This is a genomic window from Vibrio penaeicida, from assembly GCF_002933855.1.
GTDB classification, from domain to species: Bacteria; Pseudomonadota; Gammaproteobacteria; order Enterobacterales; family Vibrionaceae; genus Vibrio; species Vibrio penaeicida_A.
The window spans coordinates 298,046-313,852 of sequence record NZ_BFAQ01000011.1 but is presented as its reverse complement, the minus strand read 5'-3'; the positions used below and the strand labels follow the sequence as shown (position 1 = coordinate 313,852).

Sequence of the window (15,807 nt, the reverse complement as noted above, 5' to 3'; positions counted from 1 at the left end):
GAAGACTAATAATGCCTCTCGAGTAAAACCGCTTCCAAACGATCGCTAATCCGGCTGGGAACCTGTCGTTTGACCTCGTGTACCGCTTCGCCAATCGCATTGACGACCGCCGATACATCAGCACTTCCATGACTTTTAATGACAATGCCGCGCAATCCTAACAAACTTGCGCCGTTATACTGGTCGGGGTTCAGGTTTTTGAGTTCATCTAAAAGACCACCAAACAATTTTCTTGCAATCCAGGCTTTTACCCCAGAACCAGCAAGCTGGCTTTTCAGTTTGTTGAGGAATAAATGCGCAACCCCTTCTGTTGTTTTAAGACAAACATTGCCGACGAATCCATCGCACACAACAACATCAGCTGAATCATGCAATAACTGATCCCCTTCTACATAACCGATGTAATTGACTTCGTCGGTATCTGATAGCAGCTCAGCGCATCGCTTAACCAGATCATTGCCCTTTATGTCTTCTTCGCCAATGTTCAGAATAGCCACAGTAGGTGTGCGTTCGAGGTGTTGTTCAGCAAGGGCACTGCCCATAACTGCAAACTGGAATAAAGTATCTGCATCACAGGATACGTTCGCACCAAGATCCAACATCCACGTTTTGTTTCCATTGGCTGTTGGTAGTGCTGAGACCAAAGCAGGTCTTTCTATTCCAGGTAACAGTTTCAACCGAAATCGCGATAGTGCCATTAAAGCACCAGTATTGCCGCCACTCACACAAGCATCTGCTGTGTTTTCTTCCACGCTATCAATACACAGTTTCATTGAACTGCCATTGCTGTTTCTTAAAGCTTGAGAGGGACGCACGGTGTTAGATATGGTTCGATCGCTGTGCTTAATGCTTAAGCGAGAATTTGGAATATACCCAATTCGGGAAAGTTGAGACGTGATCAGGTCGCGATCACCAATTAAGATCACTTTTAGCTCTGGGAAATGCGACAATGCCTGCACGGCGGCAGGCACTGTTACGCGAGGACCGAAATCCCCGCCCATTGCATCGAGTGCAACGGTAATAGTTTGCAAAGGTTAACCTTACTTGTTGATAACCTTTTTGCCACGGTAGTAACCGTCAGCAGTCACGTTGTGACGTAGGTGAGTTTCACCTGAAGTTGCGTCTACAGAAAGTGCACTAGAAGTTAGTGCATCGTGTGAACGACGCATGCCACGCATTGAACGTGATTTCTTACTCTTTTGTACGGCCATTGACCCTACTCCTATGTTAATACTTAAAAATTAACGTTTTAAGTCTTTTAAAACATCAAATGGGTTCGGTTTTTCATCCACCACTTCTTCGGGGATTTCGCCAAACACCAAATTGTCTGAATTAACGCTACAATCCGCATCATCGTGCATTGCTACTTGAGGCAAGGATAAGATGAACTCATCTTCAACAAGTTGTATTAAGTCGACTTCACCGTACTCGTTCAGATCTACCAAATCGTACTCTTCCGGTGCATCCTCTTCACTTTTCTCACTATAGAAGGGAGTATAAGTAAATTGGACTTCACACGCTTGTGTGAAAACTTCATTACAACGTTGACATTCTAAATCGATTTCGACGTTAGCTTTACCAGAGATAACGACTAATCGCTGTTCATCATGCCCAAAGGACAATGAGACTTTTGCGTCACGTTTTACGCCTTCGGCTGTGTCTGCTAAGCGCTTGAAAAGACTAGTTTGGATGATGCCATCGTAATCCAATCTTTTTTGAGCAGCTTTTGCTGGGTCAACCGTTCGCGGTATTTTTACCTTTTGCATAGGGCGCGAATATTATCGTTCAAATCTTCATGAGTCAAAGAAAAAGGATAAAAAAATGCGTTTTTTTCCTTATTTCGAAGATAAGCAATAAAACTTAGTTTATTCTTCCCCAAACCCGTAATAATCCTGACCAAAATGAATACGACTCCGGAACTGATTTTAGCATCGACTTCTCCGTTTAGACGCTCCATCTTAGAAAAGTTGAACCTCCCCTTTTCTGTCGCCTCCCCAAACTGTGAAGAAACCATTCATGAAGACGAAACACCACAAGCACTTGTTTTGAGGTTGGCAGAGCTCAAAGCTCGCTCTTGTCCAACTCTTTCACCTGCATTGATCATTGGCTCCGACCAAGTATGCGTTATCGACGGAAAAATCGTTGGGAAACCTCACACTCGAGAAAAAGCGATTAAACAGCTTCAGGCTCAGAGTGGTAAGAGCATCACCTTCTATACTGGGGTTGCTCTTTATAATACAGAGAATGACGACTGTGATGTTGAATTGGATACGTTTGTTGTTCATTTCCGTCAGTTAACTGACAGTATGATTGAAAATTATGTAAACAAAGAAGAGCCCTATTTTTGCGCTGGGGGTTTTAAGAGTGAAGGGCTTGGTATCGCACTGTTCGAAAGGCTAGAAGGCAAAGACCCGAATACGCTAGTTGGGTTACCATTGATAACGTTAACTGCCATGTTAGAAAAGCAAGGTATTCGTGCTATTTAATTTTGCTAACACACCTCAAATTAACTTTGCTAACACATTTTAAAAATGAGCTAACTTCCGACAGAGACCGCATTTTCGTGCGGTCTTCTTACTATCAGTGTGCGTTCATCAGAGACTGACAACGTAATATTGGTTAGAACAAAAGAACTATCGAGAAACGAAGTTATCTTTCTAGTTCTCTAAGCCCTTTCAGCACTTTTTCCAATTTATCGCCCATTGGCGCCGAAATATCGACCTTTTCGCTCGAACCGGGGTGCTCAAATTTAATGTTCGCCGCGTGCAAGAACAACCTATTTAAACCCACCTTGGACGTATAAGCATCAAATCGAGGATCACCATAACGATCATCCCAGCCAATAGGGTGCCCGGTGTATTGTACATGAACCCGAATTTGATGAGTTCTTCCGGTAATTGGACTGGCTTGTATCAGCGTGGCATGCTCAAATTTCTCTAAAACTTTAAATCGAGTTTCAGAGGGCTTACCTTTCGGGTTCACTCTAACTATGCTGTTTACTTCATTTTTAAGAAGAGGCGCGTTAACCACTTTACAGCTGTTTTTCCACTGCCCCATCACCAAAGCAAAATAGTATTTTTGTACCGTTTTTTCACGAAATTGAGCTTGTAGGTGCCTCAATGCTGAACGCTTCTTTGCCACTAACAAAATGCCAGAAGTGTCACGATCGATGCGATGGACAAGTTCCAAAAAACGCGCATCAGGTCTAAGCGCACGTAACGCTTCTATCGCACCAAACTTAAGACCGCTTCCGCCATGCACAGCAATGCCAGAGGGCTTATTAAGAATCAACATATGATCATCTTCGAAGATGATGTGTTGTTCCAGCTCTGCCACTTTGTTTAGCTTAGTACTTACCGGGGCAGCTTCAGGCTCAGCCGTTATTTTTACTGGGGGTATACGCACGGTATCCCCAGGCTGAAGCTTATACTCCGCTTTGATTCTTTTTTTATTTACACGTACTTCGCCTTTACGCAAAATACGATAAATCATGCTTTTAGGGATATTTTTAAGTTGGTTGCGCAAAAAGTTATCAATTCTTTGCCCAGCCATATCTTCGTCGATATCGACAAACTGTACGGTTGTTTTGATTTCGTTCATGTCGCGCATTCTAACATTTTCGCTCCACTTCACCAGTCAAAATGCACTGTCAGCCCAACGAAAATAAGAGTTTCACGAAAAGATCAAAACTTTTTATTTCTATCGGTGAAAAAAGTTGTGAATAACTAGTGGGTGAATAATTGTACAAGGTTGGATTTACCGCCAATTAAGTCATTAATAACAGTAGATTACAAAGTCTACGTGTATTTCATCTCTCATTTTTTTAACACATTAATAGAAAGCTGATTGCCCACTTTTCTCTGCACTGCTATAGTTCAGTGCTGCAATGGTCAAATTGATTACATTTCGTACTCATACCAACAAATAAGACGATGTAAAGTCAGTTGCGCAGATACTTTTCCATTTTGAGCTTGAATAACGTCTTTACCGGCACATCCGGAAACAACTTCTTCTGCTTAGTTGGATATTTTCATATCGCAATAATGAAACGTCTCTTATTTCACTTGGTCGCAGAATCCATGAGCAATCAGCAACAAGAGTAGATCGCTTCTCAATCTTTATGCAGCAATGGGCGTCAGACATAGAGACAGAAGTATCACTTGTCGTTCTACTCTCTTTACTTGTGTTGAGTTATGACTGCCAAAACAGGCAGGTCACACGTTTTTTTTACGATTGTGTGGCAACTGAAGTGTCCTAGAGCATCCCTCCCAGCCGTGAGGTTGCAACGATAAACCACGGGATCAGACACCATAGGAAAAGTGCGAAGCGACAAGTTGAATAATCAAAACAAAGAAAAAGACAACGAGATTTTTTAACAATGAAAAGAATGTTAATCAACGCAACTCAAAAAGAAGAGTTGCGTGTCGCCTTGGTCGATGGACAGCGACTTTTTGATTTAGATATCGAAAGTCCTGGTCACGAATCAAAAAAAGCGAATATATACAAAGGACGTATCACTCGAATTGAACCAAGCCTAGAAGCTGCATTTGTAGACTATGGTGCTGAGAGACACGGTTTCCTTCCACTCAAAGAAATTGCCAAAGATTACTTCCCTGACGGTTATACTTACCAAGGTCGTCCTAGCATCAAAGAGGTGCTTCAGGAAGGTCAAGAAGTTATTGTTCAAGTAGAGAAGGAAGAGCGAGGCAGCAAAGGCGCTGCTCTTACTACTTTTATCTCTCTTGCAGGTAGTTACCTTGTTCTTATGCCTAATAACCCTCGAGCTGGCGGTATTTCTCGCCGTATCGAAGGTGATGAACGCACTCAACTAAAAGCAGCACTGAGCACTCTAGAATTGCCCCAAGGTATGGGTCTTATCGTCCGCACCGCGGGTGTAGGCAAGAGTGCAGAAGAGCTTGAATGGGACTTAAATGTCCTACTTAACCACTGGAACGCCATCAAAGAAGCGTCTGACGCCAACGCCGCTCCTTTCCTAATTCACCAAGAAAGTAACGTGATTGTTCGTGCTATCCGAGATTACTTGCGTCGCGATATCGGTGAAATTCTTATTGATAGCAACACCATTTATGAACGTGCAAAACAGCACATTCAACTAGTTCGCCCTGACTTTATCAGCAGAGTGAAGAAGTACGATGGTGAAGTTCCGCTGTTCAGTCATTACCAAATCGAAAGCCAGATAGAATCCGCTTTCCAACGCGAAGTTCGCCTTCCTTCTGGTGGTTCTATTGTCATTGACCCAACGGAAGCATTGACATCCATCGATATCAACTCTGCCCGAGCAACTAAAGGCGGCGATATCGAAGAAACAGCACTCAACACGAACCTAGAAGCTGCCGATGAAATTGCCCGTCAATTGCGTCTACGCGATCTAGGTGGTTTGGTCGTTATAGACTTTATCGACATGACGCCTGTTCGCCACCAGCGCGAAGTTGAGAACCGACTACGTGAAGCTGTGCGCTTAGATCGTGCTCGTGTTCAGATTGGTCGTATATCTCGATTTGGTCTGTTGGAGATGTCTCGCCAACGTTTGAGCCCTTCTCTTGCAGAAGCAAGCCATCACATTTGTCCTCGTTGTACGGGTACAGGTGTTGTGCGTGATAATGAATCACTTGCTCTCTCTGTTCTTCGTTTGATCGAGGAAGAAGCTCTCAAAGACAACACGTCGCAAGTATTGGCGGTAGTGCCAGTTGCTATTGCATCTTACCTTCTTAACGAGAAGCGTCGTTCTGTTAACCATATTGAAAAACACCAAGAAGTGAAAATCACGGTTGTTCCTAATTCTGATATGGAAACACCGCACTTCGAAGTTATCCGTATTCGCGATGGCGAAGAGCAAGACCTTCTCTCTTACCTTGTTCCTAAAAAATTAGAAGCAATGAAAGAAGCGGAAGCCAAAGAGGTTGCTGAACCTGATCTTAAGCCTAAGAAGCTTGAAGAACCGGCACTTAAGGGTTTTGCAGCGCCAGCTCCAAAGCCAACAGCGACTTCTAAGAGCAAGCCTGAAGCGAAGAAAGATGAAGAAAGCCAACCAAGTTTCTTCGGTCGAGTATTTAAAGCTCTAGGCAGTTTCTTATTCGGTTCTGGCGAAGAAGCCAAGAAAGAAGAAGAAAAGAAAGAAGAAGAAAAGAAAAACGAGAAACGTCATAGCGGAAATCGCCAACGTCGTGATCGTAAAGACCAACGTGATAACCGTCGCCGTAATTCACGCGACAATAAGTCACGTAATCGCCGTCGCGACAGAGACCGCGATCAAGAGGTTGAAGTATCTGAAACTGATACTAAGAAAGCCGCTGACTCACGTAAGCAGAATCGTAAACCTCGTCAAGACAAGCGTGTTAAAGACGAAAGTAAAAACGATAAGCTAGCGAAACAAGGTCAAGAACTGGCGGCGGAAGCTCAGGCTTCAAAACCAGAGAAGAAAGAGAAAAAAGCCGAACAAGTTAAAGAGCGTCGACAACGTCGACAGCTAAAGAAAAATGTTCGAGTGAAAGACCAAAACAAAAAGGTCGAAGCTGCTGAAGAGGCTAATACAGAACAACAGCTGAAAAAGTCTGCTGCTGTAGAAGCTAAGAAGCCAGAAGCAAAAGGTGAAGAAGAGGAAACCAAACAACGTCGTAACCGTCGTTCACCTCGTCATCTTCGTGCGAGTGGCCAGCGTCGTCGCCGTGGTCGCGATCGCAGACCAAATCCTTTCCGTTTACGTAAAGGTGGTGTTGCATCACCAGAAATGGCAATGGGTAAAGTGATGCCTCGCTACGATTTGGCAAAACCAAAGCGTCGTAAAGAAGAAAGCGTAGAGAAGCGCGTCGAAATTCATGCACCTGTACATGGTGGATACTCATTCCCAGAAATGGCAATGGGCAAAGTGATCATTCGTCGTCAAGACTCGATTGTTGCAGAAACTCAACCAGTAGTAGATGCAACAGTAAAACCGCTTGTATCAGCTACTACAGACAACACTCCAGTTGTTGAAGCACTTAAGGTTGAAGAGCCTAAAGTGGAAACACGTAAAGCAGAAGTACCTGAAAAACAAGTTTCTGCGGATCCAGTTCCTACTCCAGCGGCAGAAGCTGAAGTTGCTGACGCTCAAGTAGCTAAAACTCAGGAAAGCGCTCCAGCGACTCAAGATGTAGCTGAAGAAGTTCAACCTGAACATCAAGCTCAAGTTAAAGAGTCACCTGAACCTATTAAGGTAAAAATTGCTCACCAAGTGAAGTCACATGTTTCTGCGCCAACAGCGAAAGCCCCGGGCAGTGATGAGCTAAAAGAAATCCAAGTTGTCGCAGCTCCTCTAAGAGCAGAAAGATTCCAGCCGATTGGTGCAGGCAGTATTGCTGCTAAAAACCGAGCGTCTGCTGGTATGGCGAAAACTGGCAACTACTAGCTTAGTGCTACACTAAAAGCAGGTCGCTGATGCGACCTGCTTTTTTGTATTTAAAAACAAACGTTTTAGCCAAAAAACAAAACGACAGAATGGTATTAATCAGCCTGTCACTATCATTAGATACTGTATCAATCAGAGCTATACCAATTGAAACAGTATCTATTGAAACAATAAGAATTTAAGCGTTCATAATGAGTAACTATTGATTAATTAGGTATCAATATTGAACTTCATCACGCTTTTCGGTAGGATTCGCCGACTCAACAGTCGATTATTGAGCTGCTCTTTTAAACAACCTGTTACTCAGCCCCAATAGTCGAAATTACGTATTATCAAGCTAATTGACTGAGCTAACATGTTCGAATTTCCGCAATTTTCAAAGCACTCTGTAAAAAATGACGTGCTTTCTGGCTTAACCGTTGCTCTCGCATTGGTTCCTGAAGCCGTCGCATTCGCTTTCGTAGCAGGCGTAGACCCAATGGTTGGTCTGTATGCTGCATTTATCGTAGGTTTAATCACATCTGTATTTGGTGGCCGCCCGGGTATGATCTCTGGTGCTACTGGTGCCATGGCAGTTGTGATGACAAGTCTGGTTATCACTCACGGTGTTCAATACTTATTTGCCGCCATATTACTCGCAGGTATCTTACAGATAGCTGCAGGTATATTTAAGCTCGGTAAATTTATCCGTATGGTGCCGCATCCAGTAATGATCGGTTTCGTTAACGGTTTGGCCATTGTAATCTTCTTGGCACAGCTTGGGCAGTTCAAAGCCCCTGACCTTGAAGGTGCGCTAACTTGGCTACCTGGCGATCAAATGTTGTTAATGCTCGGACTGGTCGCATTAACAATGGGTATCATTCACTTTTTGCCAAAGTTCACCACCGCTGTCCCTTCCTCTCTTGTCGCGATAGTGACTGTTACTGGTTTAGTGGTAGGTTTGGATCTAGAAACACGTACTGTGGTTGACTTCCTGAGAACAATGTCTGGTGACGAAGCCGCAACATTAGCTGGCTCGCTGCCAACATTCTCTATCCCAAGTGTCCCTGTTTCTTTTGAAACGCTTCAAATCATACTTCCTTACGCCATCATTTTGGCGGCAATCGGTCTGATTGAGTCCCTGCTGACACTAACAGTGCTTGATGAGATGACGAACACTCGTGGTCAATCTAACCGTGAATGTGTTGGTCAGGGTATGGCGAATGTGACCTGCTCAATGTTCGGTGCAATGGGTGGCTGTGCCATGATTGGCCAATCTATGATCAACGTAAACTCAGGAGGTCGTGGTCGACTTTCAGGTATCGTTGCCGCTTTAGCATTACTCTTCTTCATCTTGTTCGCATCCAACCTTATCGAAATGATTCCATTGGCCGCATTGGTTGGCGTGATGTTCATGGTGGTTATCGGTACGTTTGAATGGGCAACGTTCAAACTCGCGCGACGTGTACCAAAACAAGACTTCTTTGTTATCGTACTCGTAACGGTTGTGACAGTCCTTACCGACCTTGCTGTTGCTGTAGCTGTGGGTGTGATTGCATCTGCATTGATGTTTGCTTGGGAACATGCCAAACACATTTATGCCACTAGCAAAATTAATGACGAAGGCTCAAAGGAATACCATATTAATGGACCAATATTCTTCGGCTCGGCTGCAAACTTCCTAGAGCTGTTTGATGCTCCCAATGACCCAGCAGACGTTATTGTCGATTTCGCAGGTTCTCGCGTTGCCGACCACTCAGCAATCGAAGCTATTGAAACGTTGGCGGAGCGATATTCTGCAGCAGGTAAAACCCTTCACTTGCGCCATTTAAGCCAAGATTGTCGAGCACTGTTAGATAAAGCCGGCAGCCTTGTAGAGATTAACGTAAAAGAAGATCCAAGCTACAAAGTTGCAACCGATATTCTGGCTTAATCACTTCTCACTAGATGTGTACAGGCATAATTAAACCGACGCTTAAGCGTCGGTTTTCGTTTATAACTGGCTAAGAAAATGCGTTAGGGAAAAGTTACTTCAAGGAAAATAGCGGTAGTGCCCCGTTATCTTGTAATCAAATAACATGTCATCCATTTTCGGTCCCCAACCAATATTGTGAACAATTAGAGGTCTTTTTCCGTCATCTGATTTCTCTTCAACAACGATGCCTATATGAGGTAGATTTCCAGGTAGCATCCAAGTAACCACATCTCCTGGAAGATAGTTACCGCCTTCAGTGGATATCGCTAAGCTTTGCCCATTACGCTTAAAGAATGCTTGAAGATTCGGTACTCGACGATGATCAATGTTTTTGTCTGGTCTTGATAACCCCCATATTCGCTTCGAAGGGTAGTTATCAAAATTGGTTTTCATGTCTTCATGCACTTTCTTTTGCAGATCAACTCCCAAAGTTCTATAACTTCGGATGATCACATCTGTACAGACGCCTTTGTTTGCTGCCACGTCACCATTAGGATATGGAATGCTGACATAACTCCCATCATATATCACAAAGTGCTCAGTGCGTTCCATCGCTGCTTCAACCAATCCACTAGAGGATGTTGAAGCGGAATGGGCTACGAAGCTAACGCTCAGAAGAGAAATTAAAGAACAAAATTTTAGCTTATCTGCCATTGTCGAACCGTTATTTTATCTGTTTTTTAGAAGACTACCCTAGCTCAACAACTTGGTGTGACAACGAAAAGCAAAATGAGAGTCAAACCCTACAATTACCTTTATCAGTTACACGATTCTACTCTAACAGCCGTTGTATTAGCTTATCACTGGCGTCTTCGATTAAATCAATAACCACTTCAAAGCCATTCTCACCGCCATAATATGGATCAGGTATTTCATCGTATTGATTATCTCCAAAACTTAAAAATAGCTTCAATTTATGCTGATGCTCTAAAGGGCATAGCTGCTGAAGATCGTATAGGTTTGTATGGTCCGCAGCCAGTATCAAATCAAAGTGCTCAAAGTCATCTAGCCTAATTTTTCTTGAGGTCATCCCTTTAAAGGAATAACCTCTTTTCTCTCCTGCTTGCATAGAGCGGCGGTCTGGCTTCTCACCACTGTGATATGCCTCCGTCCCCGCGGAATCCACGATCAAATCCAGCCCTTTTTGACGAGCTTTCGCTTTTAAAACCGCTTCTCCAGTTGGAGAACGGCAGATGTTCCCCAAACAAACAACGAGTACTTTTGAAATCTTGTTTGCCATCAGCATTCCTTATGGTTTTTACCTAGCGTTTGTTACGTTATGATACTCGCATTCAGATCCAGTAAGAAAGGGAAAACCATGTCGGCAGAAGACAGAAAAGAAGAAAGACACAAAGCACGTCAGCAACGAGTTAAGGAAAAAGTTGACGAGCGCATTGCTGCTGCACAAGATGTTAAAGGCATTATGCTAGTCATCACAGGAAATGGTAAGGGAAAATCAACCTCTGGATTTGGCACCATATGTCGCGCAGTAGGACACGGACTAACTTGCTCTGTTGCCCAATTTATTAAAGGTACTTGGGATAATGGCGAACGCAACTTGTTAGAAAAGCTTGGCGTAGACTTTCAAGTAATGGGGACAGGTTTTACATGGGAAACACAGAGCCGCGATAAAGACAGCCAGGCTGCCCAGCAAATATGGCAAGAATGCAAACGAATGCTTCAAGATGAATCCATCGATGTGGTGCTATTCGATGAAATTACTTATATGGTTACGTACGGTTATATCGAATTAGAAGAAGTCTTGGAAGCACTGAAAAATCGCCCGTTCATGCAATCGGTGATCATCACTGGTCGCGGTGCTCACAGAGAGCTCATTGAGCTTGCCGACACTGTTTCCGAAGTTCGCAACGTTAAGCATGCATTTGAAAACGGCGTTAAAGCATTGAAAGGTGTTGATTGGTAATCCATCTCTGTTTCGCAAGTTACAAGTCATTCAAAGCAAATCACCGTGTACAAGTGCTACCCACAGCGTAATGGGTAGCATTTATTCATTTTGAAACTTAAAATTTCTGTCCGAATTTAACGACCTTCTCTTTATACATCGCTAACAAAGCGTTTGTATTTACTTTAGACGCTATCTTTTGCACCGCTCGACCGCCACTTGATTCCCCTTTTATGAGGGTTGTCATTCCCTGCTTTTCACCATCAGTTGTCACTTCTATCGATCCCATCTCAAATTCAAATAGATCTGCCTGAACAACGCAAGCGACCGCCGAAGGGTCATGAACATGACATCCATTGAAACCGACAACCGACGCATAAAACTTCAGATAGAATCGGCTTACATCCCATATAAACTCACCAACTTGCCCTGCTTCTTCTTTTAATGACCTGAAATAATCGTCATCAAATATACTGGACTCTGTCACATCTAGCCCAATCACTGAAATAGGCCATGGGGCAGAAAATACTATCTGAGCTGCATGAGGGTCATCATGAATATTGGCTTCAGCATAAGGAGTAACATTGCCTCGATGGTTGTTTAACCCAAATGCCCCTCCCATAATCACCACGTCTTTGACTAAGGACGTAATGCTTTCGTCTTCTTTCAGAGCAAGTGCGAGGTTTGTTAATGGTCCAACTGCAACAAGCGTTATTTCACCGGGGTTTTCTTTAAGCGTATCGATAATGTAGCGATAAGCAGGCTTGTTACTGATTCCTCCAACGTCCACACCAGAAACATCGACATCACCAAAACCACTTTCACCGTGTACATGCGAAGACGGGCCAACAGGCTCCCTTTCCAAGGGTCCCTCTGCACCTTTTGCAATGTTACAAGTGAATTGAAATTTATCCTTTAAGAATTGGGCATTGAGAGTACTGTTTTCTATGGTGGCATTGCCAAATACAGTCGTAATACCAATCAACTTAATGTCGGGGTGTGCCTCTGCAAATAACAGAGCCATGGAATCATCAATACCAGGATCAGTATCTAGAATGATTTTTTTTACCATACAGTTCATACCTTTGTCGCATTATTAGATTCATCATAAACATAATTTTTCATATCGCTTGTGATGAAATTCACGCTCCAAAGGATAGAGTCTTGTTGCAATAAAAAAGCGCACTATCTTGCGAGACAGTACGCTTTTTATAAAACCATTTTTTTATTTAGTTGAATAAACCTTTGAGAAGTTTATCTGCGATGTCTTTCGATTGGTCGGGTTTTACCTTATCCCCTAACAATTTTTTAATTCCGCGCTCCGCTTCTTTCTTCGCTTTTTGCTTCAGGACATCATCGAAAACCAATTTGAATTTAGGATCAGCCCACGCTCCTGAGATCTGCACAGGGATCGTAACATCTTTCAAGTCATCGATGGTTTCCCCTCCTTGCCCTTTTAGAGACCCAACAATCGAAGTACGAATCAGCATGTCCACATTTTGCTTGATATAGTTGGCGTTTCCTTTACCCGTAATCCGCAGCAGGGGAGATTGCATATTGAGATTATCTGTAGACACAACGCCTTTATTCAGTTTCAACGTTGCTGTCATTGCGGAGAAATCGGTTTTCTCTACATTTTCTACAGCGGATACATCCTGTCCTTTAAATTTCGCATAGTTCGTGCGAATAAGGTGAGGTAAGTTAACACCGTACACCGCACCGTCTGCAAAGTTGATTTTTACCGTACCTTTTAGGTTTTCTTGGAGCGCTGTGGGCTTCAAGCTCTGCCCCGTTAACGCCATATCAATATTGCCCGTACCCTCTAATAAATTGTTATCAATAACATCAATCATTAGGGGCTGCACTTTCACTCCTTTCACCGCACCGTTAATGCTGTAAGACGGCGTGGACTGACGTGCATCCAACCTTGCTTTAGTCGAGATACTTCCATCATAGAGATTGGCGCTAAAGCGTGAGAGATCGAGAACGCCATTTTTCAACGTAAACTGAGTTGTAACCTTTTGCAATTTCGCATTGTTTGCTTTGAACTTATCAATAACCAGCTTTCCTTTGGCATTGACTAATTTCAGGGCACTCAAATCAGGTTCAACTTCTGGCGCTTTAGGGGCTTCTTTGCCAGTAGGTACATCGTTACCTTCGGAGGTTCCACCGGCGCTGGATTCTTTCGATTGTGCATTCAAACCAAGAAATGCATCTAAATCGATATTCGGGCTATGTAAGTTGAAATTGACTTGAGGGATCGCAGACAAGGTAACATTGGCGTCTCCATCGAGTTTGATATCATTTGCTGTCAGCTTGGTTAGCACCAATGCTAGATGGCTTTTCTTAACGTCAAATGTCACACCTGCATCTAAGTCTACTTTCATCGGTGATTGAGGAAGTGCAGCTCCTTCTAAGTTATTTGATAACTTAATTTTTTGTACTTTAATCTTAGAAATAGCTTTATCGATTACAAGGCTTAGTGCTCCCTTGGAATCTACTTTCATTCCCGCCAAATCACCAGCAAGTGTATAAGACAAATCATTAGATTTATCGAAAGCGAACGTTGCCAAGTCCAAACGAAGTTGTTCTACCTTGTTTGTTGGGTCACTAAAAGAAGCATCGACACCTAACTTACGCAGTTGATAGTCTTGAAAATCTTCTGAAAGGAAAAACTCAGTTCCACCTTTAGCCGCAAAATTTTGTTGTTGGTTTTGCCCGCTTACATCAAATTCAATGCTATTCCACTCTCCAAGAGCAAAAGCAGGCAATGAAAGCGTAGCCTTAGCGTTTAGCCCTAAAGATTTGTCTTCTACACCCGCGTCCAGATCGACATTTCGTAATGCATACTGTTTAAGATCTTGAGAGAGTTTGAATTCCACTTGCCCTTCAGCAGAGAAGCTCTGTTGATTCTGCGCTCCCGTTACATCAAATGTCAGCTTACTCCATTGACCAAATTCAAATTCTGATAATGAAGCATTAGCATCACTAAGCGTTAGCAGGCTGCCCGCTTGCTTGTCCGATACCGTCACTTTCGCATTGGAAATTGTGATGCCAGCAACCGATACTTGCCACTGCTCTAGTGCAGAAGGTTCGGTGCTCGTTTCTGGGCTTTCAGAAGTTGGGGTTGTCTCTGTCTCTGGCTGGTTTTCAACTTTAGTATCGTTACTTTTGCCAGATTGAGTAAGAGCATCAATGTTAGAACGCCCATCTTTTAGTGTTTCTAGCGCTACTTCCGCGCCATCAAGAATCACATTGCCAATGACAAGTTGATTGCTCAGTAGCGGTGTAACTTCAATAGCCAAACCCACTTGCTCGACTTTTAGTAAATTGGGTGATGAAAAGCCTTCTGGATTTCTTAATTCTGTTTGACCAACACTGAACCCCAAGCTTGGAAAAAGTTGCCAACCAATATCACCTTCAATCACAAGCGTCATTCCAGTGTTCTTCTGAACCTGTTCGACAATCATGGGTTTAAATTGGTTTGGGTTAACAAAAATAATTAGGGCAAGTAGAGCAACAACAATCAATGTGATTGGTACTGCAATGAAAAGAAGTAGCTTCTTCATCCTGGATTCCTTGAATCTGCGACCGGAGATATATTCAAATTACCTCAAACATACAAAAGTGGCGCATAATGCGCCACTTTTTGTTATGAATTTTTTCCGATTTATCAGAACTTTGACAATTCTGAGTTGCTACACCGGCTAACTTTTTAGCAGTTTAGCGATATGCGCTTTTAAAACGTCAATCGCAATTCGATTCTTGCCGCCACGAGGAACAATAATGTCGGCATATTGCTTAGAAGGCTCAATAAATTGCATGAACATAGGGCGTACTGTGTCTTGATACTGCTTGAGAACAGATTCCATCGTACGACCGCGCTCTTCCACATCGCGCTTTACGCGACGTAATAAACAAATATCTAACGGCGTATCCATGAAAACTGTCGCGTGCATTAAATCTCTTAGACGTGGATCAGTAAGAAGAAGAATACCTTCTAGAATAATCACTTTTTTAGGTGTTAATGTCGCTGTGTTATCTGTACGCGTGTGCACTGAATAACTGTACTCAGGCACTTCCACTGCGTTTCCTTGAACCAATTGCTCTAGGTGCTTACAAAGCAAATCATGATCAAGCGCATTTGGATGGTCATAGTTGGTTTTTTCGCGGTCTTCCATACTCAGATGGCTTTGATCTTTGTAGTAGCAATCTTCCGTAATCACGCCGATATGGTCGTCACCGACTTTCGCACGAAGCTCGTTATAGATTGTACTTGCGATTAAGCTCTTTCCTGATGCAGAAGCGCCAGCAATTCCCACGATGACGCATTGGTTGTTATTAGACATGTATAGCACCTGATACTAATTTGGTAGCTGGGGTTGGGTTAAACCGCCCGATTATAGGGAGATAAAATACTTAATACCAGTATAGAGTGTCGAATTTATCATTAATATCTATTGATAATAAGCATGAATATGCATGGTTAGTTACTTTTCAAGCAGAGTATTCTAAGGTGAGGCTTTTTAGCGAAAAACATTGTAT

General features: G+C 43.1%; 13 protein-coding genes. 4 read left to right on the top strand and 9 right to left on the bottom strand.

Annotated elements, in window-relative coordinates:
- Positions 1 to 5 precede the first annotated feature (5 nt).
- The 3 genes from plsX to yceD are packed head-to-tail and all read right to left on the bottom strand — an operon-like array spanning position 6 to position 1,766.
- Positions 6 to 1,031, bottom strand: coding sequence for a phosphate acyltransferase PlsX (gene plsX / locus VPNCDNU1_RS04890; RefSeq protein WP_104399314.1), 1,026 nt, complete (start codon positions 1,029 to 1,031; stop codon positions 6 to 8).
- Between the two features lie 9 nt (positions 1,032 to 1,040).
- Positions 1,041 to 1,211, bottom strand: coding sequence for a 50S ribosomal protein L32 (gene rpmF, locus VPNCDNU1_RS04885; RefSeq protein WP_004406120.1), 171 nt, complete (start codon positions 1,209 to 1,211; stop codon positions 1,041 to 1,043).
- A gap of 30 nt (positions 1,212 to 1,241) precedes the next feature.
- Positions 1,242 to 1,766, bottom strand: a complete 525-nt coding sequence (gene yceD, locus VPNCDNU1_RS04880) for a 23S rRNA accumulation protein YceD (RefSeq protein WP_104399313.1) — start codon at positions 1,764 to 1,766, stop codon at positions 1,242 to 1,244.
- A gap of 135 nt (positions 1,767 to 1,901) precedes the next feature.
- Here yceD and VPNCDNU1_RS04875 point away from each other — a divergent pair, with 135 nt between their 5' ends.
- Positions 1,902 to 2,486 (top strand): Maf family protein, encoded by a 585-nt coding sequence (locus VPNCDNU1_RS04875; protein WP_104399312.1) that lies wholly within the window; start codon positions 1,902 to 1,904, stop codon positions 2,484 to 2,486.
- 163 nt (positions 2,487 to 2,649) lie between these two features.
- Here VPNCDNU1_RS04875 and rluC read toward each other — a convergent pair whose 3' ends face one another.
- The gene (gene rluC / locus VPNCDNU1_RS04870; RefSeq protein ID WP_104399437.1) at positions 2,650 to 3,600 is read right to left on the bottom strand and encodes a 23S rRNA pseudouridine(955/2504/2580) synthase RluC; all 951 of its coding nucleotides are present in this window, start codon (positions 3,598 to 3,600) and stop codon (positions 2,650 to 2,652) included.
- A 778-nt stretch (positions 3,601 to 4,378) separates the two neighbouring features.
- Between rluC and rne the strand changes: the two genes are divergently transcribed.
- Positions 4,379 to 7,405 (top strand): ribonuclease E, encoded by a 3,027-nt coding sequence (rne, locus tag VPNCDNU1_RS04865; protein WP_104399311.1) that lies wholly within the window; start codon positions 4,379 to 4,381, stop codon positions 7,403 to 7,405.
- 355 nt (positions 7,406 to 7,760) lie between these two features.
- A complete protein-coding gene (locus tag VPNCDNU1_RS04860) occupies positions 7,761 to 9,317 on the top strand; it encodes a SulP family inorganic anion transporter (RefSeq protein WP_104399310.1) in 1,557 nt (518 codons plus the stop codon).
- A 99-nt stretch (positions 9,318 to 9,416) separates the two neighbouring features.
- On the opposite strand, the gene VPNCDNU1_RS04855 is transcribed toward VPNCDNU1_RS04860, so the two are convergent.
- The gene (locus VPNCDNU1_RS04855; RefSeq protein WP_104399309.1) at positions 9,417 to 10,013 is read right to left on the bottom strand and encodes a DUF1287 domain-containing protein; all 597 of its coding nucleotides are present in this window, start codon (positions 10,011 to 10,013) and stop codon (positions 9,417 to 9,419) included.
- Between the two features lie 118 nt (positions 10,014 to 10,131).
- Positions 10,132 to 10,587 (bottom strand): low molecular weight protein-tyrosine-phosphatase, encoded by a 456-nt coding sequence (locus VPNCDNU1_RS04850; protein ID WP_174715128.1) that lies wholly within the window; start codon positions 10,585 to 10,587, stop codon positions 10,132 to 10,134.
- 90 nt (positions 10,588 to 10,677) lie between these two features.
- Here VPNCDNU1_RS04850 and cobO point away from each other — a divergent pair, with 90 nt between their 5' ends.
- The gene (cobO, locus tag VPNCDNU1_RS04845) at positions 10,678 to 11,283 is read left to right on the top strand and encodes a cob(I)yrinic acid a,c-diamide adenosyltransferase (RefSeq protein WP_104399307.1); all 606 of its coding nucleotides are present in this window, start codon (positions 10,678 to 10,680) and stop codon (positions 11,281 to 11,283) included.
- Positions 11,284 to 11,380: 97 nt separating this feature from the next.
- Here cobO and VPNCDNU1_RS04840 read toward each other — a convergent pair whose 3' ends face one another.
- The 3 genes from VPNCDNU1_RS04840 to udk form a co-directional block, all read right to left on the bottom strand.
- Positions 11,381 to 12,334 (bottom strand): nucleoside hydrolase, encoded by a 954-nt coding sequence (locus VPNCDNU1_RS04840; RefSeq protein ID WP_104399306.1) that lies wholly within the window; start codon positions 12,332 to 12,334, stop codon positions 11,381 to 11,383.
- Positions 12,335 to 12,491: 157 nt separating this feature from the next.
- The gene (locus tag VPNCDNU1_RS04835; protein ID WP_104399305.1) at positions 12,492 to 14,831 is read right to left on the bottom strand and encodes an AsmA family protein; all 2,340 of its coding nucleotides are present in this window, start codon (positions 14,829 to 14,831) and stop codon (positions 12,492 to 12,494) included.
- 138 nt (positions 14,832 to 14,969) lie between these two features.
- A complete protein-coding gene (gene udk, locus VPNCDNU1_RS04830; protein WP_104399304.1) occupies positions 14,970 to 15,611 on the bottom strand; it encodes a uridine kinase in 642 nt (213 codons plus the stop codon).
- Between the last annotated feature and the right edge of the window lie 196 nt (positions 15,612 to 15,807).